This window comes from Nocardia sp. NPDC059691, from assembly GCF_042733915.1.
In the GTDB taxonomy this organism is placed as follows: Bacteria; Actinomycetota; Actinomycetes; order Mycobacteriales; family Mycobacteriaceae; genus Nocardia; species Nocardia sichangensis.
The window spans coordinates 242982-262558 of record NZ_JBHWFB010000004.1; the positions used below are offsets into that span (position 1 = coordinate 242982).

Sequence of the window (19577 nt, forward strand, 5' to 3'; positions counted from 1 at the left end):
TGCTCGTCCCTCAACACTACCTACCAGCACCGACAGTGTGCCTATTTTGTGTGGCGGTGTTGGTCTCGCGCAGGTGGACTATGTGGTCAGCTGCTCCACCAGGTCCGCGGCGGTGGTCACGCCGTCCAGGAGTTTGCCGACGTGGGCCTTCGTGCCGCGGCGGGGTTCCAGGGTGGGGATGCGGACCAGGGAGTCGCCGCCCAGGTCGAAGATCACCGAGTCCCAGCTGGCCGCCGCGATGTCGGCGCCGAAGCGGCGCAGGCATTCGCCGCGGAAGTAGGCGCGGGTGTCGGTGGGCGGGTTGGTCATGGCGTCGAGGACCTGCTGCTCGGTGACCAGCCGCTTCATCGAGCCACGGGCGACCAGGCGGTTGTAGAGCCCCTTGTCCAGGCGCACGTCGGAGTACTGCAGATCCATAAGGTGCAGCTTGGGGGCCGCCCAGCCGAGGCCCTCGCGGCTGCGCATGCCCTCGAGCAGGCGCAGCTTGGCCGGCCAGTCGAGCAGGTTCGCGCACTCCATCGGATCGCGTTCGAGCAGGTCCAGGACCATCGCCCAGTTCTCGATGATGTCCTGGACGCGCTTGTCGTCGTTGCCGGTGCGGTCGACGAACTTGATCACCCGGTCCAGGTAGACGCGCTGCAACGCGAGACCGGTCAGCTCGCGGCCGTCGGCGAGCGCGACCGTCGCCCGCAGCGTGGGGTCGTGACTGATGGTGTGCACCGCGGTGACCGGGCGGGCCAGCTGCAGATCCGACAGGTCCTCGCCCGCTTCGATCAGGTCGAGCACCAAGGCGGTGGTGCCGACCTTGAGGTAGGTGGACATCTCGGCCAGGTTGGCGTCACCGATGATGACGTGCAGTCTGCGGTATTTGTCGGCATCGGCGTGCGGTTCGTCGCGGGTGTTGATGATGCCCCGTTTGAGCGTGGTCTCCAGGCCGACCTCGACCTCGATGTAGTCCGACCGCTGGGACAGCTGGAAGCCCGCGTGGTCGCCGGACTGGCCGATGCCGACCCGGCCGGAGCCGCACACCACCTGGCGGGACACGAAGAACGGCGTGAGCCCGACGATGATCTGGTTGAACGGGGTGTCCCGGCTCATCAGGTAGTTCTCGTGGGTGCCGTACGAGGCGCCCTTGCCGTCGACGTTGTTCTTGTACAGCTGCAGCCGCGGAGCCCCCGGCACGCTCGAGGCGTGCCGCGCGGCGGCCTCCATCACCCGCTCGCCCGCCTTGTCCCAGATCACGGCGTCCAGGGGGTCGGTGACCTCGGGCGCGGAGTATTCCGGGTGGGCATGGTCGACGTAGAGCCGGGCGCCGTTGGTGAGGATCATGTTCGCGGCGCCCACCTCGTCGGCGTCGATCACCGGCGCGGGACCGTTCATCCGGCTCAGGTCGAATCCGCGGGCGTCACGCAGCGGCGACTCCACCTCGTAGTCCCAGCGCGTGCGCTTGGCGCGCGGCACGCCCTCCGCCGCGGCGTAGGCCAGGACCGCCTGGGTCGAGGTGAGGATCGGGTTGGCCGACGGCTCGGTCGGGGTCGAGATGCCGTATTCGACCTCTATTCCGATGATGCGCTGCATGGCATCGAGCCTAAGTCACGCACCCCGCCCGACCTCCCGCGACCGGCGGAGTCCAATGTCATACCGCAGGTGGTACTTCCGGAGGACCCGTCGCGGCGCAGGTCGGCGCGATAGTCGGGACATGTCCGAATCGATCGCAGCCCGCCGCCTGGAGACCGCCGAGCAGCATCGCCCGTCGCCTCCCCCACCACCCGCGCCCGCCCGGCTCGTCGCGTTGGACGTGCTACGCGGGATCGCGATTCTCGGCACCCTCGCCACCAACATCTGGATCATCACCAACCCGGAGGGGCTGGTCGGGTATCTGCACGACATGGGTGGCGAGGCCGGCGGATGGACGTGGACCGAGCGCGTGCTCCAGCAGCTGGCGCAGGGCAAGTTCCTCGGGCTGCTCACCGTCATGTTCGGCATCGGCCTGGCCATCCAGCGACGCTCCGCGACCAAGGCCGGGCGCCGCTGGCCGGGGAAGTACCCCTGGCGGGCGGGCTTGCTGTTCCTGGACGGTTTGGTCAACTTCGTCTTCGTCGCCGAGTTCGACGTCCTCATGGGGTACGCGGTGACCGGACTCGTGGTCGCATTCGTGCTCGCCACCGGTGCGCGGGCGCGGCGGCGCTGGCTGGTGGGCGCGGCGGCCGTGCACGTGTCGCTGTTGACGCTCATCGGGCTCGCTCTGGCGTTCGCGCCGAGCCAGGACGCGCAGGCGCGTCGTGCGCTGGACCCGAACCCGTATGCGGACGGCTCGTTCTGGGAGCTCGCGGCGTTCCGGCTCGGCAACGCCGGGCTGTTCCGGATGGAGACGATCTTCGTCTTCGCGATGTCGGTCGCGCTGTTCCTGACCGGCGCCCGGCTGTTCCGGGCGGGCGTGTTCGGCCCGGAAGGCGCGCGACTGCGCAAGCGGCTGATGATCCTCGGCTTCGGCGTCGCCGCGCCGATCGACCTGGGCGTCGGCATACTGGGCGGTGGCGACCTCGTCCTGTTCACCCGGTACGGCAGCGCGCCGTTCGTCTCTCTGGGCATTCTGGCCGCGGTCGCCGAGTGGTACCTGCGGCGGCCCGGCGCCGGGTTCGCCGGGCGGCGGTTCACCGAGATCGGCCGCACCGCGCTCAGCTGCTACATCCTGCAGAACCTGGTGGCATCGATCCTCTGTTACGGCTGGGGTTTCGGACTCGCGGCGCGCGTCTCGCCCGATGACCGTGTCCCGTTCACCGTCGGTGTCTACGTGCTGGTATCGCTGATCATCGCCTGCGGAGCGCACCTGTGGCTACGACGCTTCGAGCGCGGGCCGGTGGAGTGGTTCTGGAACGTGAGTTTCCGAACGCTGGCGCGGGAACGCTGAAACGCCATGATGCCCGTATCCCCGGGCCGGGGATACGGGCGTGACCATCCCGACCGGCTCCGTTGTGGCGCAGGGCTTGTCGTACCCGCACATGCCGCGAAATCCGGCGGCCCCGGCGCGCGGCGGCCGCTACCGTCGTGCTGTGACGCTCGCCGACCGCTACCCCTTGCTGCACACACCGGCTCACTGGGCGTGGGGCGACCTGGATGTCCGGTTCTCCACCACACTCCCGTCCGACGAACTGGTCACCAATATCCACGTCGTCTGTTTCGTCGGCGACGAGATCGTGCTCTGTCGCGACGATCGCGACGTCTGGCTGATTCCGGGCGGCACCAGGGAACGCGGCGAGTCGGTCGACGCCTGCGTGCGCCGCGAACTGCGGGAGGAGGCGGGCGCACGCCCGGTCGGACCGATCCGATGGTTCGGCGCGCACCATGCGACGAGCAACGGTCCGGCACCGTATCGCGAGTGGCAGCCCCATCCACACAAGGCGTGGCTGTGGTGCACCGCGGACGTGGTGCTCGAATCCGCCCCGACCAATCCCGACGACGCCGAGCAGATCCTCGAGGTGTGCACCTTTCCCGTAGCCGAAGCGATGCGACGGGCCGGATCCGACGGCGAGCACCTGAGCGAACTGGTGGCATTGGCGGTCGAACTCCACCGGCCGGAGCGTCCCGAGTGATGTAGGCGGCCGGCCGCACATACTCGGCCGCCGCCCACCGGTGGGATCGGGGGAGAATCGAAGGATGGCAACGGCAACTTGGCACGGCCGCGTCCTCGCGACCAGCAATGACACCATCATCGTCGAGGGCAATCACTACTTCCCGCCGGACTCGATCCGGCCGGAGTTCTTCCAGCCCTCCGACACGCACAGCTACTGCCCGTGGAAGGGCACCGCCAGCTACTACACCGTAGTGGTCGACGGAGACAGCAACACCGACGCCGCCTGGTTCTACCCGGAGCCGAAGACCAAGGCCGCGCAGATCAAGGACTATGTCGCGTTCTGGCGCGGCGTCGAGGTGACGGAGAGCTGAGCGGCGTCTTTCGCTGCGAGCAATCGAGTGGCGAACTCATGATCGATGCCGGAATCCGGTCGTAGGCGCGGTGGTGCGGTGATCGGCGGGCCGGGGCGGCGGCTCGGACCGCACTGCCCCGGCGAACGGCGGCAATCGGAGGAATCGGGAATACCGCCTGCGCGAAACCGATACGCTCATCCCAGGATTCAGCGCGAGTGTCTCAGCCGGGAGCATCCCATGATGAAGGCTCTGGTCACCAACGGCTTCTCGATGGCGCCTGGCGGCGCGGCGGACGAACCGGCGCGAGCGGGTGTCGCGCTGCTCCGGCCAGGGGTGCTGGCTTTCGCCGGATCGGTCGGTCCGACGGAGTTACACGCGCATCACGCGGTGCAGATCGTCGCCGCGAGCACGCCGATCGTGGTGGTGGACGGTAGCGGCGTCCGCAAGCAGGGCACCCACGTCATCGTGCCGACCGACGCACCGCACCGGATCGACGTAGGCGCCGCGCACGGCACGGCCGTCTACCTCGACCCCGAGACGGCCGCCGGTGCGGCGGCGGATCGCAGAGCGCACCTCAACGGCTGGGTCGACAGCGCCGACACCCTCGGCATCACCGCCGGTGGTGGAGACCTGACCGCTCAGGTCACCGCGGTCGTCGACGATCTGCTGCCGCAGGACGGCGCGTCCGGCGCGAGCGAGCGGCACGCGGTGATCACGGCGGCCCTGCAACTGCTGCCCGCACTGGTGCGCACCGGGTCGGTGCGGGGGGCGGATGTCGCACGACAGTTGGGTATTCCCGCGCCCCGACTGTCCCACCTGTTCACCGAGCAGATGGGAATTCCGTTGCGCCGCTATATCCTCTGGCTGCGGCTGCACATAGCGCGGACCCGCGCGCTGGCCGGAGACGACCTCGCGGCCGCCGCGCACGCGGCCGGTTTCTCCGATGGCGCGGATCTCACCCGCACCTGCCGCCGGACGTTCGGGCTGTCTCCATCGGTGCTCAGCCGCACCAGCGAATCGGTCCCGGACGCATAGCGGCCGGGACGGCTCGCGTTCCGTATCAGTCCGCCGGACGGGACTCGACGTAATAGTCCGCCGAGATCGTCTTCAGCATCTGCCGCACGCCGAGTGGCGCCCATACCGCGGAGGGGTCGTGCCGCACGACCGGATCGGTCAGCTCGACCACATGGCCGCGGGTTTCCAGGGCGAAACCACCCGCCGCGCAGATGTTCTTGACCCAGTCGACATTCCGGCCGTACGTCAGCGCGATACGGTAGGCGCCGTCCTGCTCGAAGACCATGACCGGGGTGCGGTAGGACCGGCCCGACTTCCTGCCCTTGTGCAGCACGATGCCGAACCCGGGCGCGCGTCCCGCGACCAGGCCCGCGGTCGGATTGGTGACATGCCGGTTGAAATTCGCCAGTGCGTGCGGAAGCACCATGGGCGGCGATCCTCTCTCCCTGTGGCCTGCGGTGTTCACGTTACTCTCGACCCATGTCCGCTCCGCCGCCTCATCGCGAGCCGCCCCACACCGGAGATCCGAGCGCGGAAACGATCGCCGTCTACGATGCGGCGGGCAACCCGGTGGGGGCCGCCGAGCGGGCCACGGTCTACCGCGACGGATTGTGGCACGCCAGCGCGGGGGTGCTTCTGCGCTCCGGTGACGGCGAGCGCGTCTACGTGCACCGCCGCACCCACACCAAGCTCGTTTTCGCGAGCATGCACGACTGCCTGGCCGGTGGTGTGGTCGCGCCGGGCGAAGCGCCGCGCGAGACGGCCCTGCGCGAACTGGCCGAAGAACTGGGCGTCACGCCGAACCCCGGCGACGTCTCGCCCGAACCGCTGGCGACGGTCTCCTGGGACGGCGAATGGGCCGGTCGGCCGATGCGGTGTCATCTGTTCGCGTACGAGTCGCGCTACGACGGGCCGGTTCGCCACCAACCCGACGAGATCGCCGCGGGATGGTGGTGGACCGACGCCGAACTGCTGGCGCGTCTGGCCGATCCGGACTGGCCGTTCGTCCCGGACACCCGCCTGCTGATCACGGATCTGCTGGTCGGCGCCCGGTCAGCGGCAGACGACGGGACGAGGCCCTGATCAGCTGGACGAGGCGACGGAGGCTGCCCAAGCGGCGAACGCGCCGGGATTGCGTGTCTGCAACAGCACCCGGCCGGGGCCGGTGAAATCGAAGACGAAACCCTCGCCGGACTTCAACGACTGGATCGATCGACCCGAGACCGCTCGCCGGATGCTGAAATTCATCGCCAGGTCGTAGGCGACCACGTGCCCGGTGTCGATCGTGATCGGCTCGCCCGGTTGCAGATCGATCACATCGATCGCGCCGAACACGCCCACCACGATCTCACCCTCGCCGTGCGCGCGCAGACCGAATCCGCCTTCGCCGCCGAACAGATTGGCGAACCCGCCCCACTTGCTCTCCACCTGCGCACCGTGCGAATTGGCGATCCATCCCCCACGGCTGATGAAGAAAGGCCGATCCGGCGTGATCTGCAAGTTCAACATGTCGCCGGGAAGCGCGGGCGCCACGTCGACCCACCCGCCCTGCGGCGGCGCGGTGAAAGTCGAGACGAAGAACGACTCCCCGGCCAGCACCGACCGCTTCAGTCCGGCCAGGATGCCGCCCTCGGCCTTGGCCTGCAACGTGACCCCCGCCGAATGAGCCACCATGGCGCCGCTCTCGACCCGCATCGGCTCGCCCCCGGCGAGAAAGCACCGCGCGACGGCGGCGGCGGGACTGTGGCGCAGTTGTACTTTCATGTCCGCCGACCCTACCGCCGAATCCCACACGGCGGGAACGGGTGTCAGAGCAGATCACGCAGTGCGTCGTCGTCTCGGGCCACCACCGCCCCGCCGTCCGCGGTGAGCACGATCGGCCGCTGGATCAGCCCGGGATGTTCGACCAGCGCTTCGATCCAACGGTCCCGGTCCGCGGCGGTCCGCGCCCAGCTCGCCATGCCGAGGTCCTTGGCGATCTGTTCGCCGGTGCGGGTGATGTCCCAGGGTTCGGCGTCCAGCCGCCGCAACACCTCACGCAGCTCGGCGGCCGTCGGCGGCTGGTCCAGATACTCGCGCACGGTGTAGTCGACACCGGCGTCGTTCAGGAACGCGGTGGCGTTGCGGCTCTTGCTGCACCGCGGGTTGTGCCAGATCTCGGTCTGCCCGGAAGTCATGTACGCAGGGTACCGAGGACGTGCACCCGGGCCGCCCGGCGCCCACTGGCGGATCTCGGACGTCGCGCCGCCGAGCGCCGCGTGTGCTCCGATACTGGAAGCCATGACTGAGCACGCGTCGCCCGAAAACCCCTACGGCACACCGACCACATCCGGTCCCGAGCGCATCCCTTCATATCAGGGCGTGATGAATCGGGTCGTGCGCGCGCTGCTGCGTGTGCCCGGGCTGTCCGGCGTCGTCGGCAAGCGGCTGATGATCCTGCACGTCGTCGGGCGCAAGTCGGGGAAGGTCTACGACGTGCCGCTGGCCTATACCCGGCACGGCGACACTCTGCTGATCGGCACCGCCCTGCGCCCGTGGGTGAAGAACCTGCGGGCGGGCGATCCGGTGCGGGCCTCCTTCGGCGGCGAGCCGCGCACCTTCGACCCGGTGGTCCACACCTCCGAGGCCGACGTGCTGCGGCTCTACGAGATCGTCGCGCGGGACAACAAGCAGAACGCCAAGTACAACGGCATCGGCTTCACCGCCGACGGTTCACCCTCCAAGGCCGATATCTACCAGACCTGGCAGCAGGGCGGCGTCGTGGTGGAACTGACGCCGCACTGAGCGGCCGGTCAGCTCGCGACGTAGCCGTCGGCCACGTCGAGCACTTCGTCGACGATCTCGAGGCCGGTGCGCAGTTCGTCGGCCGTCGTGGTCAGCGGCGGCGCGATCTGAAAGCGATTGCCCGCGTTGAACGGCCACAGCCCGCGCGCCTTGGCCGCGGCGGTGACCGCGGCCATCGGCTCGGCGTCCGCGCCCGCCGCCGCGAACGGGATCAGCGGCTGTCTGCTGCGCTGGTCCCGGACCAGTTCCAGCGCCCAGAAGAAGCCGAGTCCACGGACCTCGCCGACGCTCGGATGACGACCGGCGAGTTCGCGCAGGCCTTTTCCGAGCACATCGGCGCCCACCGCCCGTACGTGATCGAGGATTCCTTCGCGCTCGAAGACCGCGATCGAGGCGACACCCGCCGCGCAGGCCAGCGGATGACCCGCGTAGGTGAGACCGCCCGGATACACCACATGGTCGTAGCGCTGCGCGATCCGCTCGGCCATGAGCACGCCACCGAGCGGGACGTAGCCGGAGTTCACCCCCTTGGCGAAGGTGATGATGTCCGGCTCGACGCCGAACGCCTGTACCGCGAACCATTCGCCCACCCGTCCGAATCCGACCATCACCTCATCGGCGATGTAGACGATGCCGAACTCGTCGCACAGCGCTCGCACGCCGGCCAGATAACCGGGCGGCGGGACGAGCACACCGTTGGTGCCGACCACCGTCTCCAAAATCAACCCCGCGATGTGCTGCGGGCCTTCGAGCTCGATGACCTGCCGCAGGTGCCGCAGCGCGGCGGCCGTCTCTTCCTCGGGAGTCGTCGTGCCCCACGGTGACCGGTAGGGGTAGGGGCCGAAGAACCGCACCACGTCGACGTTCGTCGGTTCCGCGCCCCAGCGGCGCGGTTCCCCGGTCAAGCCGATCGCGACGCCCGTGCCGCCGTGGTAGGAGCGGTAGGCGGCGAGCATTTTCGTCCGCCCGGTGTAGCTTCGCGCCAAACGCACCGCGTGCTCGACGGCCTCGGCGCCGCCGGTGGTGAACAGGATCCGGTTCAGCTCGCCGGGAGCCCGCTCGACGATCAGCCTGGCCAGTTCGCTGCGGACGTCGTTGCCGACCGTCGGCGAGATGGTCGCCAACCGCTGCGCTTGGGCGACGATCGCCGCGACGATGTCCGGATGCTGGTGGCCGATGTTCACGTTGACCAGCTGGGAGGAGAAGTCCAGATAGCGCTTGCCGGTGTCGTCCCAGAAGTAGGAGCCGAACGCCCCGGTGATCGGAGCCGGGTTCAATTCGGCCTGCGCGCTCCAGGGATAGAAGACGTGATCGGCCACGCTAGTCGCTCCCTTCGGTCGACTTGGTCGTGGTCACGAGGGAAGCGAGACGAGGCAGCACCGATTCACCGTACGCCGCCAAAGTCGCGTTCTTCGCGTCGTGCTGGAGATAGACGGCGAACTGGTCCACACCGAGCCTTTCCAGCTCCCGCAACCGGGACAGCTGGTCGTCGGGCGTGCCCAGCAGGCAGAAGCGGTCCACGATGGCGTCGGGCACGTACTCGGCATGGACATTGCCCGCGCGTCCGTGCAGGTTGTAGTCGTAGCCGCGCCTGCCTTCGATGTAGTCCGTGAGGGCAGCCGGGATGTCGCCTGCCGTACCGTATCTCGCCACCATCTCCGCCACGTGGTTGCCGACCATCCCGCCGAACCATCGGCACTGTTGCCGCGCGTGCGCCTGCGCCGCGTCCGTCCCGTCGGTGACATAAGCGGGTGCGGCGACGCAGATCCGCACCGACGCCGGGTCCCGGCCCGCGCGCTCGGCCGCGGCGCGCACCCGGGCGACGGTCCATGCCGTGATGTCGGGGTCGGCCAGTTGCAGGATGAATCCGTCGGCCACGGCACCGGTCAGCTCGAGTGCGCGTGGCCCGTAGCCCGCCACCCACACATCCAACCGGGAGTCGGCCGCCCACGGCAACCGCACGACCGCGTCGTCCACTCGCGCGCCGCGACCGTTGCCCAGTTCGCGGATCACCTCGATCGATCGGCGCAGCGTGGCCAGCGTGGCGGGCTTGCCGCCCAGCGTGCGCACGGCCGAGTCGCCGCGGCCGATCCCGCATACGGTGCGATTGCCGAACATCTCGTTGAGCGTGGCGAAGGTCGACGCGGTCACCGTCCAGTCCCGGGTGGCCGGGTTCGTCACCATCGGACCGACCATGATCTTGCGGGTGGCGGCCAGAATCTGGCTGTAGATGACATAGGGCTCCTGCCAGAGCAGATGCGAGTCGAAGGTCCAGACGTGGGAGAACCCATATGTCTCCGCGAGCCTGGCCAGTTCGATCACACGCGAGGCCGGGGGCGTGCATTGCAGCACCACACCGATGTCCATGCGGCACTTCTCCGTTCCGAGGATCGAAAGTCAGATCAGGTTCTGCGCGAGTCCACGCGCGACGAACCGGCCGTGCCCCGCGTGCCCGAGGTAGCCGCCGTCGTCCACGACGACCCGGCCCCGGGACAGCACCGTGTCGACGTGACCGTCGATCTCGAATCCCTCGTAGGCCGAGTAGTCCATGTTCATGTGGTGGGTCTTGCCGAGACCGATGCTGGTGTGGCCGTCCGGGTCGTAGATGACGATGTCGGCGTCCGCTCCCGGGCTGATCACCCCTTTGCGCGGGTACATGCCGAACATCCGGGCCGGGGTGGTGCAGCAGACCTCGACCCAGCGTTCCAGCGGGATCCGGCCGGACCGGACGCCCTGGAACATCAGATCCATCCGATGCTCGACGCCGCCGATGCCGTTGGGGATCTTGCTGAAGTCGCCGATCCCCATCTCCTTCTGGCCCTTCATGCAGAACGGACAGTGATCGGTGCCGACGGCCGTGACGTCGCCGGTGCGCAGGTAGCGCCACAGCTTGTCCTGATGTCCTTCGGCCTTCGATCGCAGCGGCGTGGAGCACACCCATTTGGCGCCTTCGAAACCCGGCGCGCCGAGCTGATCCTCGAGCGAGAGATACAGGTACTGCGGGCAGGTCTCGCCGAAGACGTTGCGCCCGGCGTCGCGGGCGGCGGCGATCTGAGCCAGCGCCTGCTCGGCCGACACGTGCACGACGTACAGCGGCACGCCGGTCAATTCGGCCAGCATGATCGCGCGGTGGGTGGCCTCCTCCTCGAGCTGCCACGGTCGGGTCGTGCCGTGGAAGTACGGCGCGTTGTCCCCTCGCGCGAGCGCCTGTTCGACCAGCACATCGATGGCTATCCCGTTCTCCGCGTGCATCATCACCAGCGCGCCGAGTTCCGCCGCTGACTGCATGGCGCGCAGGATCTGGCCGTCGGTGGAGTAGAAGACACCCGGGTAGGCCATGAAGAGCTTGAAGCTGGTGACGCCCTCGGCCACCAATTCGCTCATGCCCTTCAAGGATTCGTCGTCGACGTCGCCGATGATCTGATGGAAGCCGTAGTCGATCGCGCACTGCCCGGCCGCTTTCGCGTGCCAGGCGGCCAGCGTGTCCTGAACCCGTTCCCCTTGCCGCTGGACGACGAAGTCGATGATGGTGGTGGTGCCGCCCCACGCGGCCGCGCGGGTGCCGGTCTCGAAGGTGTCGGAGGCCTCGGTCCCGCCGAAGGGCATCTGCATGTGGGTGTGACCGTCCACGCCGCCGGGGATGACGTATCTGCCGGTCGCGTCGAGCACGCGATCGGCGGACGCGGCGAGATCCGCGCCCAGCGCGACGGAGCCCGGCCGCAGGACGGCGGCGATGGTCTCGCCGTCGACGAGCACGTCGAGCGGCTGCGCTCCGGTGGCGGAGACCACCGTGCCACCGTGGATGAAGGTGCGCGCCATGTCGTTCTCCCCGGTCTCAGGGGGCCACCAGCGGCCCGTAGGCGTCGGGGCGGCGATCGCGGTAGAAGGCCCAGCGGTCGCGCACCACCTTGATCAGGTCCATGTCCAGATCACGGACGACCAGCTCGGGGTCGGTATCGGAGGCGACCTCGCCGACGAACTTGCCTTCGGGGTCGACGAAGTAGCTGGTGCCGTAGAAGTCGTCGTCGCCGTACTCCTCGGCGCCGACCCGATTGATGGCACCGATGTAGTACTCGTTGGCTACCGCGGCCGCCGGCTGTTCCAGTCTCCAGAGGTAACCGGACAAGCCGCGCGACGTGGCCGACGGATTGAACACGAGTTCCGCACCGGCGAGGGCCAGCGCGCGCCACCCCTCCGGGAAGTGCCGGTCGTAGCAGATGTACACGCCGACCTTGCCCACCGCCGTGTCGAACACCGGCCAGCCCAGGTTGCCCGGCCGGAAATAGAACTTCTCCCAGAACCCGTGCACGTGCGGAAGGTGGTGTTTGCGGTACTTGCCGAGATAGCTGCCGTCGGCGTCGATCACCGCCGCCGTGTTGTACAGCAGACCCGGCTGTTCCTGCTCGTACACCGGCAGGATCATCACCAGGCGCAATTCTTTCGCCAGTTCCGCGAATCGTTCCGTCGTCGGCCCCGGGACGGATTCGGCGTAGTCGTAGAACTCCGTGTCCTGCCGCTGGCAGAAATACGGGGCGTAGAACAGTTCTTGGAAGCAGATCACCGCGGCTCCGTGCGCGGCGGCGCGGCGCGCGTAATTCTCGTGCGCCGCGAGCATCGACTCCTTGTCACCGGTCCAGTTCGTTTGGACCAGCGCCGCTCGAACGATTCCCATGCCTCGTTATACGTCACCCGGAACCTGTTCCGTTGTCCGACGAGTGCCTGGAGGCATTTTGTAGCCAATCCGTGGCAACCGCGGTTACGGCGGCATCCCGACCTGCCCGTGCTCGAGTAATCGAGCCGTACTCCCCCACTTGGTCGGGCGAGATGGAATGATTCGCGCTGCATCGTCCGGTGCGCAACCCCGAGTGAAGGAGATTTTCAGCGGTGAGCAGCGAAGTGCAAGCGCGAGAACTCGTCGACGGCCGGCGCACGGGGCGCCGGGGCGTGCCGTGGCGATCGCTGCGGATCCTCGGGGTCCTCGTCGTCGGCGCGGCGCTGGTCGCGTCCGCGACCGGTGTCGTCTCGGCGACCCCGTCGCCTGCTCGGGAGCAGGGCCCGGCCGGCTGTGGCGTACCGACCGCGGGGCAGCCGAACGGTAAGCAGTGGCCCGCCGAACCCGGCATGACCATCGATCCCAACGCGCAATACACGGCGACGCTGATCACCACTTGCGGCACCGTGACCGTCGCCTTGGACGCCGCCCGCGCACCGCGCACCGTCAACTCGTTCGCGTTCCTGGCCGGAGAACGGTACTTCGACCACACGAGGTGCCACCGGATCACCACCGACGGCATCTACGTCCTGCAGTGCGGCGACCCCACCGCGACCGGCATGGGCGGCCCCGGCTATCAATTCCCCGACGAGAACCTGGCGGGCGCTACCTACCCGGCGGGCACGATCGCGATGGCGAACGCGGGCCCCGGCACCAACGGCAGCCAGTTCTTCCTGGTCTACCGGGACGCGCCGCTGCCGCCGAACTACACCCCGTTCGGCCGGGTCACCGCGGGCATGGACGTGCTGAACGCCATCGCCGCCGCCGGAGTCAAGGACGGCTCGTCCGACGGCGCACCGGCCGCCGACGTGGTGCTCGATTCCGTCGCCGTCCGCAACTGAATTCCGGACGACCATGGTGGCGGCGACGATCGGACGCCGCCACCATGGCCGTCCCGTGGGGGCTCGAACGAATCGGTCAGGACACCGCGGCGCGCCGACGCAGCAGCAGCGCCATCGCCGGCTCGACGAACCGGCTGACGACCGGCCCGAGCACCGCCATCAACAGCACGTAGGTTGTGGCCAGCGCGGCGAATTCGGCGGGGACCGCGCCAGCGGCCACCGCGAGACCCGCGATGACGATCGAGAACTCGCCGTGGGCGACCAGGGCGGTGCCCGCCCGCGCCCGGCCCAAGCGGCCCGCACCGGCCCGCTTGGCCGCCCACCATCCGGTGGCGATCTTGCTGGCCGTCGTGACCAGTGCCAGCAGGCACGCCCAGCCCAGCACCGGCGGAATGCTCGTCGGGTCGGTGCTCAGGCCGAACAGCACGAAGAACAGTGCGGCGAACAGGTCGCGCAGAGGTTCCAGGAGCTTGGTGGCGTTGTGCGCGGTGGAGTCCGAGATCGCGATGCCGAGCAGGAACGCGCCGACCGCCGCGGACACTTGCACAGCGGAGGCCGCGCCCGCCACCAGCAGCGCGGAACCCAGCAGCTTCAACAGGAAGATCTCGCGGTCGGCGCTGTCGACGATCGCGGAAACGTAGCGGCCGTAGCGCAGCGCGACGATCAGCACGACCGTGACCGCCGCCAGGGCGATGGCCAGCGTCTTCAGTCCGGCGAGGAAACCGACTCCGGCCAGCACCGCGGTCAGCACCGGCAGGTATCCGGCCATCACCAGGTCCTCGAACACCAGGATGGACAGGATCACCGGCGTTTCCCGGTTACCGAGCCTGCCCAGATCGTTGAGCACCTTCGCGACGATGCCGGAGGACGAGATGTAGGTGACCCCGGCCATCGCGATGGCGCCGGTGAACCCCCAGCCGAGCCCGAGCGCGACGAGCACACCCGGCGTCGCGTTGAGCACGATGTCCACCACGCCCGCGGCCCACGATCGGCGCATGCCCGTGACCAGTTCCGGAGCGCTGTATTCCAGGCCGAGCAGCAACAACAGCAGGACGACGCCGATTTCGCTGGCGAGATGGATGAAGTCGTCCACCTGCCGCAACTCGACGAGGCCACCGGTGCCGAACACCAGTCCGCCGATCAGATACAGCGGGATGGGCGACATGCCGATGCGCGCGGCGATCCGCCCGAGCAGGCCGAGGCCGAAGAACACCGCGCCCAGCTGGATCAGCGCGAGCGCGGTCTCGTGTGCGACCATGCGCTCAGCCGTCTAACAGGATCTTGGCGGCGGCCTCGAGGCCCTCCACCGTGCCGACGACGACCAGCACGTCTCCAGCGGTGAAGGTGAAGTCCGGCCCCGGCGAGGGAATCGGCTGGCCACTGCGGACCACGGCGACGATGGACGCCTTCGTCCGGGTGCGCATCTGAGTTTCGCCCAGCCTGCGTCCGTCGAAGCGGGAGCGGTCCGGGATGGACAGCTGCCGGGTGGTCAGTCCGGTGAACTCGCGGTGTTCCTCGCGCAGTTGTTCGACCAGTTGCGGCGCGCCGAGCAGACTGGCCAGCACGGCCGCCTCCTTCCCCGACAGCGGTACCTGCTCGGTCTCGTCGGGGTTGTCCGGCTTGCTCACGATGAGGTCCATCGTGCCGTCGCGATGGTCGATCACCCCTATCCGGCGTCGTGTATTGGTCAGCGGAAAATCCTTGCGCACACCTATACCCGGCAGGGGTGTCACCTCAACATTCACGACCTCACCCTATCGACCCACCCGTTACGACCCGTCGACGGGTGACCGAATTGTCCGTATTTCTCGCCGTTTCCGCACGCCACTCCGGCCTTGCGAGTTGGACCACGGTTCACCGCCCGTGGTAAGAGAAATGACGTGTCCCGTTCATGCCTCCGTCGCCGAGCCGTTGGATTCCGTTTCCGCGACGACCGCGCCGCGCGAGTCCGGTGACGGTCGCCCGAGCGGTGAATCGGTTGCTCCGGCCGGGTGCGGTCGCCACCGCGGCGGCCGTCCCGCGGGCGGGCGCCGGCGGGTACCGGCACGATCTGGACGGGCTGCGCGGCGTGGCGATCGCGCTGGTGGTGGCGTTCCACATCTGGTTCGGCCGAGTGTCGGGCGGCGTGGACGTGTTCTTGGCGCTGTCCGGGTTCTTCTTCACCGGCTCGCTGCTGCGCGGCGTGGCGGCCACCGGCACGGTCCGTGTCGCGCACACCGCTCGCCGGCTCGCCCGCCGATTACTGCCCGCCCTGGTCACGCTTCTGGCGGCCGTGGTCGCGGCGACCGTGCTGCTTCGCCCGTTCACCCAGTGGGGCGAGATGGCGGCGCAGACGCTGGCGTCGCTGCTGTACTACCAGAACTGGTATCTGGCGCTGTCCTGGTCGGACTACCGGGCCGCCGATCCGTCGGTGAGCCCGTTGCAGCATCTGTGGTCGATGGCGGTGCAGATGCAGTTCTACCTGCTCGCGCTGATCGTCGTGGCGTCGGTCGCTGGCCTGTGCCTGCGTTTCGCTCGTCCGGGGGCAGTGCGTCCGGCCTTGGCGATCGTGCTCGCCGCGGGCGCGGTGGCCTCGTTCGTCTACGCCGCGCACGGTACCGCGGTGCATCAGGGCTGGAACTACTACGACAGTTTCGCCCGCGCCTGGGAACTCCTCGCCGGGGCGCTGCTGGCGATCGTCGCGCCCTGGCTGTCACCGCCGCGTTCGGTGCGGGTCGCGGCCGCCGTCCTCGGCGCGGTCGCGGTGCTCACGTGCGGTTGGTTGATCGACGGCGCCGATCGGTTCCCCGGTCCCGCCGCCCTGGTGCCAGTCGGGGCCACACTGGCGCTGATCGTCGCGGGCGGCGGTCTCGCCGCCGCCGATCAGCCACTACCGAACCGGCTGCTCGGCGCACCGGCCGCGGTGCGCCTCGGCGAACTGTCCTACGCGCTGTATCTGTGGCACTGGCCGATCCTGATCTTCGTCCTGGCGCGGACCGGAGCCGCGACCGCGGGACTCGGCGTGGGTCTGGGCGTCGTCGGGGCGTCGCTGGTACTCGCCCACCTGACCAACCGGTTCATCGAGCAGCCGCTACGAATGCGGTCCGGTCGTCCGGCCGGAAAGACGCCCGCCCGAGGACGCCGCACCGGCCGGCTGGTCGCGGCGCTCGGCATCGCGGTACTCGCGGCGGCGCTGGGCGAGCAGGTGGTGACCAAGGCGAATCCGCCGCGAGCGGTGGCCGGGCTGGACTCGGCGCGCTATCCCGGCGCGGAAGCACTGGTCAACGGCGTGAGCGCGCCCGATGCTCCGATGCGGCCGAGCATGTACGAAGCGCCGGCGGACGCGGCCTACCCCTCGCGCGACGGCTGCATCGCGGACTGGGATACCCGCGAGGTCATCACCTGCACCTACGGCGACGCCGCCGCGGAGCGCACCATCGCGGTGGTGGGCAGCTCGCATGCCGAGCATTGGGTGCCCGCGCTCGACCTGCTCGCCCGCGAGCACTCCTTCCGGGTCGAGGTCTACCTGAAGATGGGCTGCCCGCTGACCGTGGCGGCGGAACCGATGTACAAGGGTGAAGCGAATCCGGACTGCCGCGACTGGTCTGTGGAGGTGATCGACCGCCTGGGCGTCGAACGCCCGGAGTGGGTGTTCACGACAGCGACCCGCCCTCGTGACGGCGCGGGTGACGAGACCCCGGCCGACTATCTGGACGTCTGGACCCGCCTGGCCGACCGCGGACTCAACGTGCTCGCCATCCGTGACACGCCGTGGCTGCGCCGCGACGGCGTGCGGTACCGGGCCATCGATTGCCTCGCCCAGTACGGCGACCGGATCAGCTGCGGGATGCCGCGCGCGGAGGCGCTGAACCCGGTCGATCCGGCGCTGGAGTTCGCCGCCTCGTTCCCCAACGTGTTCCCGCTGGACCTGTCCGACGCGCTGTGCGAACGCGACGTGTGCGCGGTCACCGAGGGCAACGTCCTGATCTACCACGACGAGCATCACCTCACCGCCAGCTATTCGCGGTCGCTGGCACCGGAACTCGGCAGGCAGTTGTCGCCGATCCTCGGCTGGTGGTGAGCCGGAACCGGATCAGTTCAGCCGCAACATGTCCGGCCAGGCTCGCGACCACGGCACGAGCGGCTGCGCGCAGCGCCAGACAGTGACGCCGCGGGTGACCCCCGGGAACCCGAGACGAGCGTCGACTTGCCCGATCGGGGTCACCTCGGCGCAGTGCGCGCGCACATCGGCCTCGGTGCCGCCCACCCACAGCACCGTCGTCGCCGTGTCCGGCGGGGTGCCGAAGTAGCCGAAGCCGCGATTCGGACTGAAGACGGCGGGCAGGCCATGCGTCGCGCGCGCGAGGTCCAAGGCGCTTGCCTGCCAATAGGAATCGGCGATCACCACGGCCGAAGCCCGCTCCGGCTCCGGCAGCGCCGCGTAGGCCGCCGCGGTCCCGGCCGCGAGTTCGGACCAGCCGAACCGCCCGTAGACCGCGATCTCCAGCCCCGCCTGGGCTTGGGTGTCGACCGGGTCGATGTCGGATTCCGGGCGCAGGGGCAGCGAGAAAATCACCAGCGCAACGGATATCGCGGCCACCGCAACGGTGAGGATCACACGCGATCGCCGCCGGTTCTCCATCCACCGCACCGCACCGACCGCGATCAGCGCTCCGTAGCAACCCGCCGCATAGTACGGTCGTCCACCGGTCGCGATGAAGACCACGATCAGCACCAACGGCAGGACACCTAGAAACCGGTACGGCCGCAAGCTTTCGGCACGAAACAGGGTCCACACCCCGTACACCAGCAGCAATCCACCGATCAATCCGGCGGAGGCGAGCGCGAGCGGCAGCCAGATGTAGCGCCCGCCGATCGTGGCCTGCTCCGCGGCGACCACACCACCCAGACGCAGCTGCGGCCACCCGTGCGCCGCCTGCCACACCAGGCTGGGTACCGAGGTGAGGGCGACGATCGCGGCGCCGCACCACAGGGCGGGGCGGCGCAGCAACTCACGCGGTCCGTAGATCGCCACCCCGATCACCAGTGCGAACCAGAAGAAGGGAATCAGCCACTTGACCTGCATATCCACCGCGGTGAGCAGCGCCGAGGCCAGCAGCAAGCCGTCGTGGCGGGTGCGGACCCAGCGGATCACCAGCCAGCTCACCACTACCCACAACGCCGTGTCGATCGTATTGGTGGCCAGCTGATCACCCTGCACCAGCAGGAACGGCGAGGTGGCATACGCGGCCGCGGCCAGCACCTGCGCCGGGCGAGCGCCTCCGAACTCCCTGGCGATCTGGGCGGTCACCACCACCGCGGCCACGGTGACGAGCACGGCCGGAAGACGCAGTGCCACCAGTGAATCCGGGGCGAGCAGATCCGTCATCCGCGCGATCGCGGGTAGCAGCGGCCCCTGATCGGCGTAGCCGACCGCGAGCCTGCGGCCCGCCGCGACGAAATACAGCTCGTCGCCGAAGAATCCGTACCGCTCGGTGGAAACCAGCAGCGCCACCGCGCCCAGCGCCGCCACTGCGCCGACTCCGCCGAAGGCGAACGAGGGCAACGGTGTCGTGGCATCGTCCCGGCGCCGCTGGGTGTCCAGTACCTCAGTCATCCTTATCCGCTTTCCGGGTCGCCGTGTCGAACAACCGGCACACGTGTGCCGCGTACGCGTCCATCGCGAAGTCCTGTTCCCGGACCGCCCGTCCGGCGGCGCCATCGATGGCGTCGCGGATGGACTTCGCCATCAAGAGCGGATCGAACTCGCCGAACTCGCCGGTGCGCTGCCCTTCGGTGAGGATGTCGACCAGCGGCGCGATGATGTCGCGTTCACCGTCGGCGGAGGCGAACTTCGGGTTGCCGTCCGCGTCCCGCAGATTCGTCACCACCTCGACCAGCGCCGCCACATACGTGGTGTTCGCATCGATGAAACCGAGGTTCGATTCGAGGTAGGCCAGCAGGCTCGCGCGCGGTCCGGCCGCCGCGCCGACCCGTGGCGCGATGTACTCCGCGGCCGAGACGTAGAGCTGGACCACCAGCTGCGTCATCAGATCGTCCTTCCCCTCGAAGTGATACGAGATGACGCCCTTGGAGATGCCCGCGCGCTCGGCGATCCGCGCCAGCGAAGCATTCGCGTACCCGACCTCGGAGATCACCTCCACCGCGGAGGCGATGATCTGCCGCCGTCGCGCCTCTTCGATGAAAGACCGCCGTTGGCCACTCGTACTGTTTTCTGGCCGCATGGTCAAATTTTAGCA

The 19577-nt window shown here is 69.0% G+C and carries 20 protein-coding genes; 8 read left to right on the forward strand and 12 right to left on the reverse strand.

Going from position 1 to position 19577, the window contains the following annotated elements; genetic code table 11:
- Positions 1–78: 78 nt before the first annotated feature.
- A complete protein-coding gene (dop, locus tag ACFV2O_RS11430; protein ID WP_039798407.1) occupies positions 79–1578 on the reverse strand; it encodes a depupylase/deamidase Dop in 1500 nt (499 codons plus the stop codon).
- 121 nt (positions 1579–1699) lie between these two features.
- Between dop and ACFV2O_RS11435 the strand changes: the two genes are divergently transcribed.
- The 4 genes from ACFV2O_RS11435 (at position 1700) to ACFV2O_RS11450 (ending at position 4962) form a co-directional block, all read left to right on the forward strand.
- On the forward strand, positions 1700–2911 hold the full coding sequence (locus tag ACFV2O_RS11435; protein ID WP_379251739.1) for a DUF418 domain-containing protein: 1212 nt from the start codon (positions 1700–1702) through the stop codon (positions 2909–2911).
- 40 nt (positions 2912–2951) lie between these two features.
- A complete protein-coding gene (locus ACFV2O_RS11440) occupies positions 2952–3593 on the forward strand; it encodes an NUDIX domain-containing protein (protein WP_379251740.1) in 642 nt (213 codons plus the stop codon).
- Between the two features lie 64 nt (positions 3594–3657).
- Positions 3658–3945: a DUF427 domain-containing protein gene (locus tag ACFV2O_RS11445; protein ID WP_355077552.1), complete on the forward strand. Its 288-nt coding sequence runs from the start codon at positions 3658–3660 to the stop codon at positions 3943–3945.
- A gap of 219 nt (positions 3946–4164) precedes the next feature.
- Positions 4165–4962: a helix-turn-helix domain-containing protein gene (locus tag ACFV2O_RS11450; protein ID WP_379251741.1), complete on the forward strand. Its 798-nt coding sequence runs from the start codon at positions 4165–4167 to the stop codon at positions 4960–4962.
- A gap of 25 nt (positions 4963–4987) precedes the next feature.
- Here the strand turns inward: ACFV2O_RS11450 and ACFV2O_RS11455 are convergent, their stop codons facing one another.
- The gene (locus tag ACFV2O_RS11455) at positions 4988–5368 is read right to left on the reverse strand and encodes a nitroreductase family deazaflavin-dependent oxidoreductase (protein WP_355077548.1); all 381 of its coding nucleotides are present in this window, start codon (positions 5366–5368) and stop codon (positions 4988–4990) included.
- 53 nt (positions 5369–5421) lie between these two features.
- Between ACFV2O_RS11455 and ACFV2O_RS11460 the strand changes: the two genes are divergently transcribed.
- On the forward strand, positions 5422–6024 hold the full coding sequence (locus ACFV2O_RS11460) for an NUDIX domain-containing protein (protein ID WP_379251742.1): 603 nt from the start codon (positions 5422–5424) through the stop codon (positions 6022–6024).
- Here ACFV2O_RS11460 and ACFV2O_RS11465 read toward each other — a convergent pair whose 3' ends face one another.
- Together ACFV2O_RS11465 and ACFV2O_RS11470 are read right to left on the reverse strand one after the other, a co-directional pair.
- Positions 6025–6705, reverse strand: coding sequence for a TIGR00266 family protein (locus ACFV2O_RS11465; RefSeq protein ID WP_379251743.1), 681 nt, complete (start codon positions 6703–6705; stop codon positions 6025–6027).
- 44 nt (positions 6706–6749) lie between these two features.
- Positions 6750–7118 carry an arsenate reductase family protein gene (locus ACFV2O_RS11470; protein ID WP_379251744.1) on the reverse strand — a complete coding sequence of 123 codons (369 nt, stop codon included), beginning with the start codon at positions 7116–7118 and terminating at the stop codon, positions 6750–6752.
- A gap of 103 nt (positions 7119–7221) precedes the next feature.
- Here ACFV2O_RS11470 and ACFV2O_RS11475 point away from each other — a divergent pair, with 103 nt between their 5' ends.
- Positions 7222–7725, forward strand: coding sequence for a nitroreductase/quinone reductase family protein (locus ACFV2O_RS11475; RefSeq protein WP_356962048.1), 504 nt, complete (start codon positions 7222–7224; stop codon positions 7723–7725).
- Between the two features lie 8 nt (positions 7726–7733).
- Here ACFV2O_RS11475 and ACFV2O_RS11480 read toward each other — a convergent pair whose 3' ends face one another.
- The 4 genes from ACFV2O_RS11480 to ACFV2O_RS11495 are packed head-to-tail and all read right to left on the reverse strand — an operon-like array spanning position 7734 to position 12397.
- Positions 7734–9044 carry an aspartate aminotransferase family protein gene (locus tag ACFV2O_RS11480; protein WP_355077538.1) on the reverse strand — a complete coding sequence of 437 codons (1311 nt, stop codon included), beginning with the start codon at positions 9042–9044 and terminating at the stop codon, positions 7734–7736.
- Between the two features lies 1 nt (position 9045).
- Positions 9046–10092, reverse strand: a complete 1047-nt coding sequence (locus tag ACFV2O_RS11485; protein ID WP_379251745.1) for a TIGR03842 family LLM class F420-dependent oxidoreductase — start codon at positions 10090–10092, stop codon at positions 9046–9048.
- Positions 10093–10122: 30 nt separating this feature from the next.
- Positions 10123–11544: a dihydropyrimidinase gene (hydA, locus tag ACFV2O_RS11490; protein ID WP_379251746.1), complete on the reverse strand. Its 1422-nt coding sequence runs from the start codon at positions 11542–11544 to the stop codon at positions 10123–10125.
- A gap of 16 nt (positions 11545–11560) precedes the next feature.
- On the reverse strand, positions 11561–12397 hold the full coding sequence (locus tag ACFV2O_RS11495) for a nitrilase-related carbon-nitrogen hydrolase (protein WP_355077532.1): 837 nt from the start codon (positions 12395–12397) through the stop codon (positions 11561–11563).
- Between the two features lie 212 nt (positions 12398–12609).
- Here ACFV2O_RS11495 and ACFV2O_RS11500 point away from each other — a divergent pair, with 212 nt between their 5' ends.
- Positions 12610–13338, forward strand: a complete 729-nt coding sequence (locus tag ACFV2O_RS11500; protein ID WP_379251747.1) for a peptidylprolyl isomerase — start codon at positions 12610–12612, stop codon at positions 13336–13338.
- A gap of 76 nt (positions 13339–13414) precedes the next feature.
- Here ACFV2O_RS11500 and ACFV2O_RS11505 read toward each other — a convergent pair whose 3' ends face one another.
- Together ACFV2O_RS11505 and ACFV2O_RS11510 are read right to left on the reverse strand one after the other, a co-directional pair.
- A complete protein-coding gene (locus ACFV2O_RS11505) occupies positions 13415–14596 on the reverse strand; it encodes a cation:proton antiporter (protein ID WP_355077528.1) in 1182 nt (393 codons plus the stop codon).
- A 4-nt stretch (positions 14597–14600) separates the two neighbouring features.
- Positions 14601–15083 (reverse strand): TrkA C-terminal domain-containing protein, encoded by a 483-nt coding sequence (locus ACFV2O_RS11510; protein ID WP_355077526.1) that lies wholly within the window; start codon positions 15081–15083, stop codon positions 14601–14603.
- A 224-nt stretch (positions 15084–15307) separates the two neighbouring features.
- Here ACFV2O_RS11510 and ACFV2O_RS11515 point away from each other — a divergent pair, with 224 nt between their 5' ends.
- Positions 15308–17398: an acyltransferase family protein gene (locus tag ACFV2O_RS11515; RefSeq protein ID WP_379251748.1), complete on the forward strand. Its 2091-nt coding sequence runs from the start codon at positions 15308–15310 to the stop codon at positions 17396–17398.
- Positions 17399–17410: 12 nt separating this feature from the next.
- Here ACFV2O_RS11515 and ACFV2O_RS11520 read toward each other — a convergent pair whose 3' ends face one another.
- Both ACFV2O_RS11520 and ACFV2O_RS11525 read right to left on the reverse strand, forming a co-directional pair.
- Positions 17411–18934, reverse strand: a complete 1524-nt coding sequence (locus ACFV2O_RS11520) for a glycosyltransferase family 39 protein (RefSeq protein WP_379251749.1) — start codon at positions 18932–18934, stop codon at positions 17411–17413.
- Positions 18927–19562 (reverse strand): TetR/AcrR family transcriptional regulator, encoded by a 636-nt coding sequence (locus tag ACFV2O_RS11525; RefSeq protein WP_379251750.1) that lies wholly within the window; start codon positions 19560–19562, stop codon positions 18927–18929. The genes ACFV2O_RS11520 and ACFV2O_RS11525 overlap by 8 nt, the downstream gene beginning before the upstream one ends.
- Positions 19563–19577 lie beyond the last annotated feature (15 nt).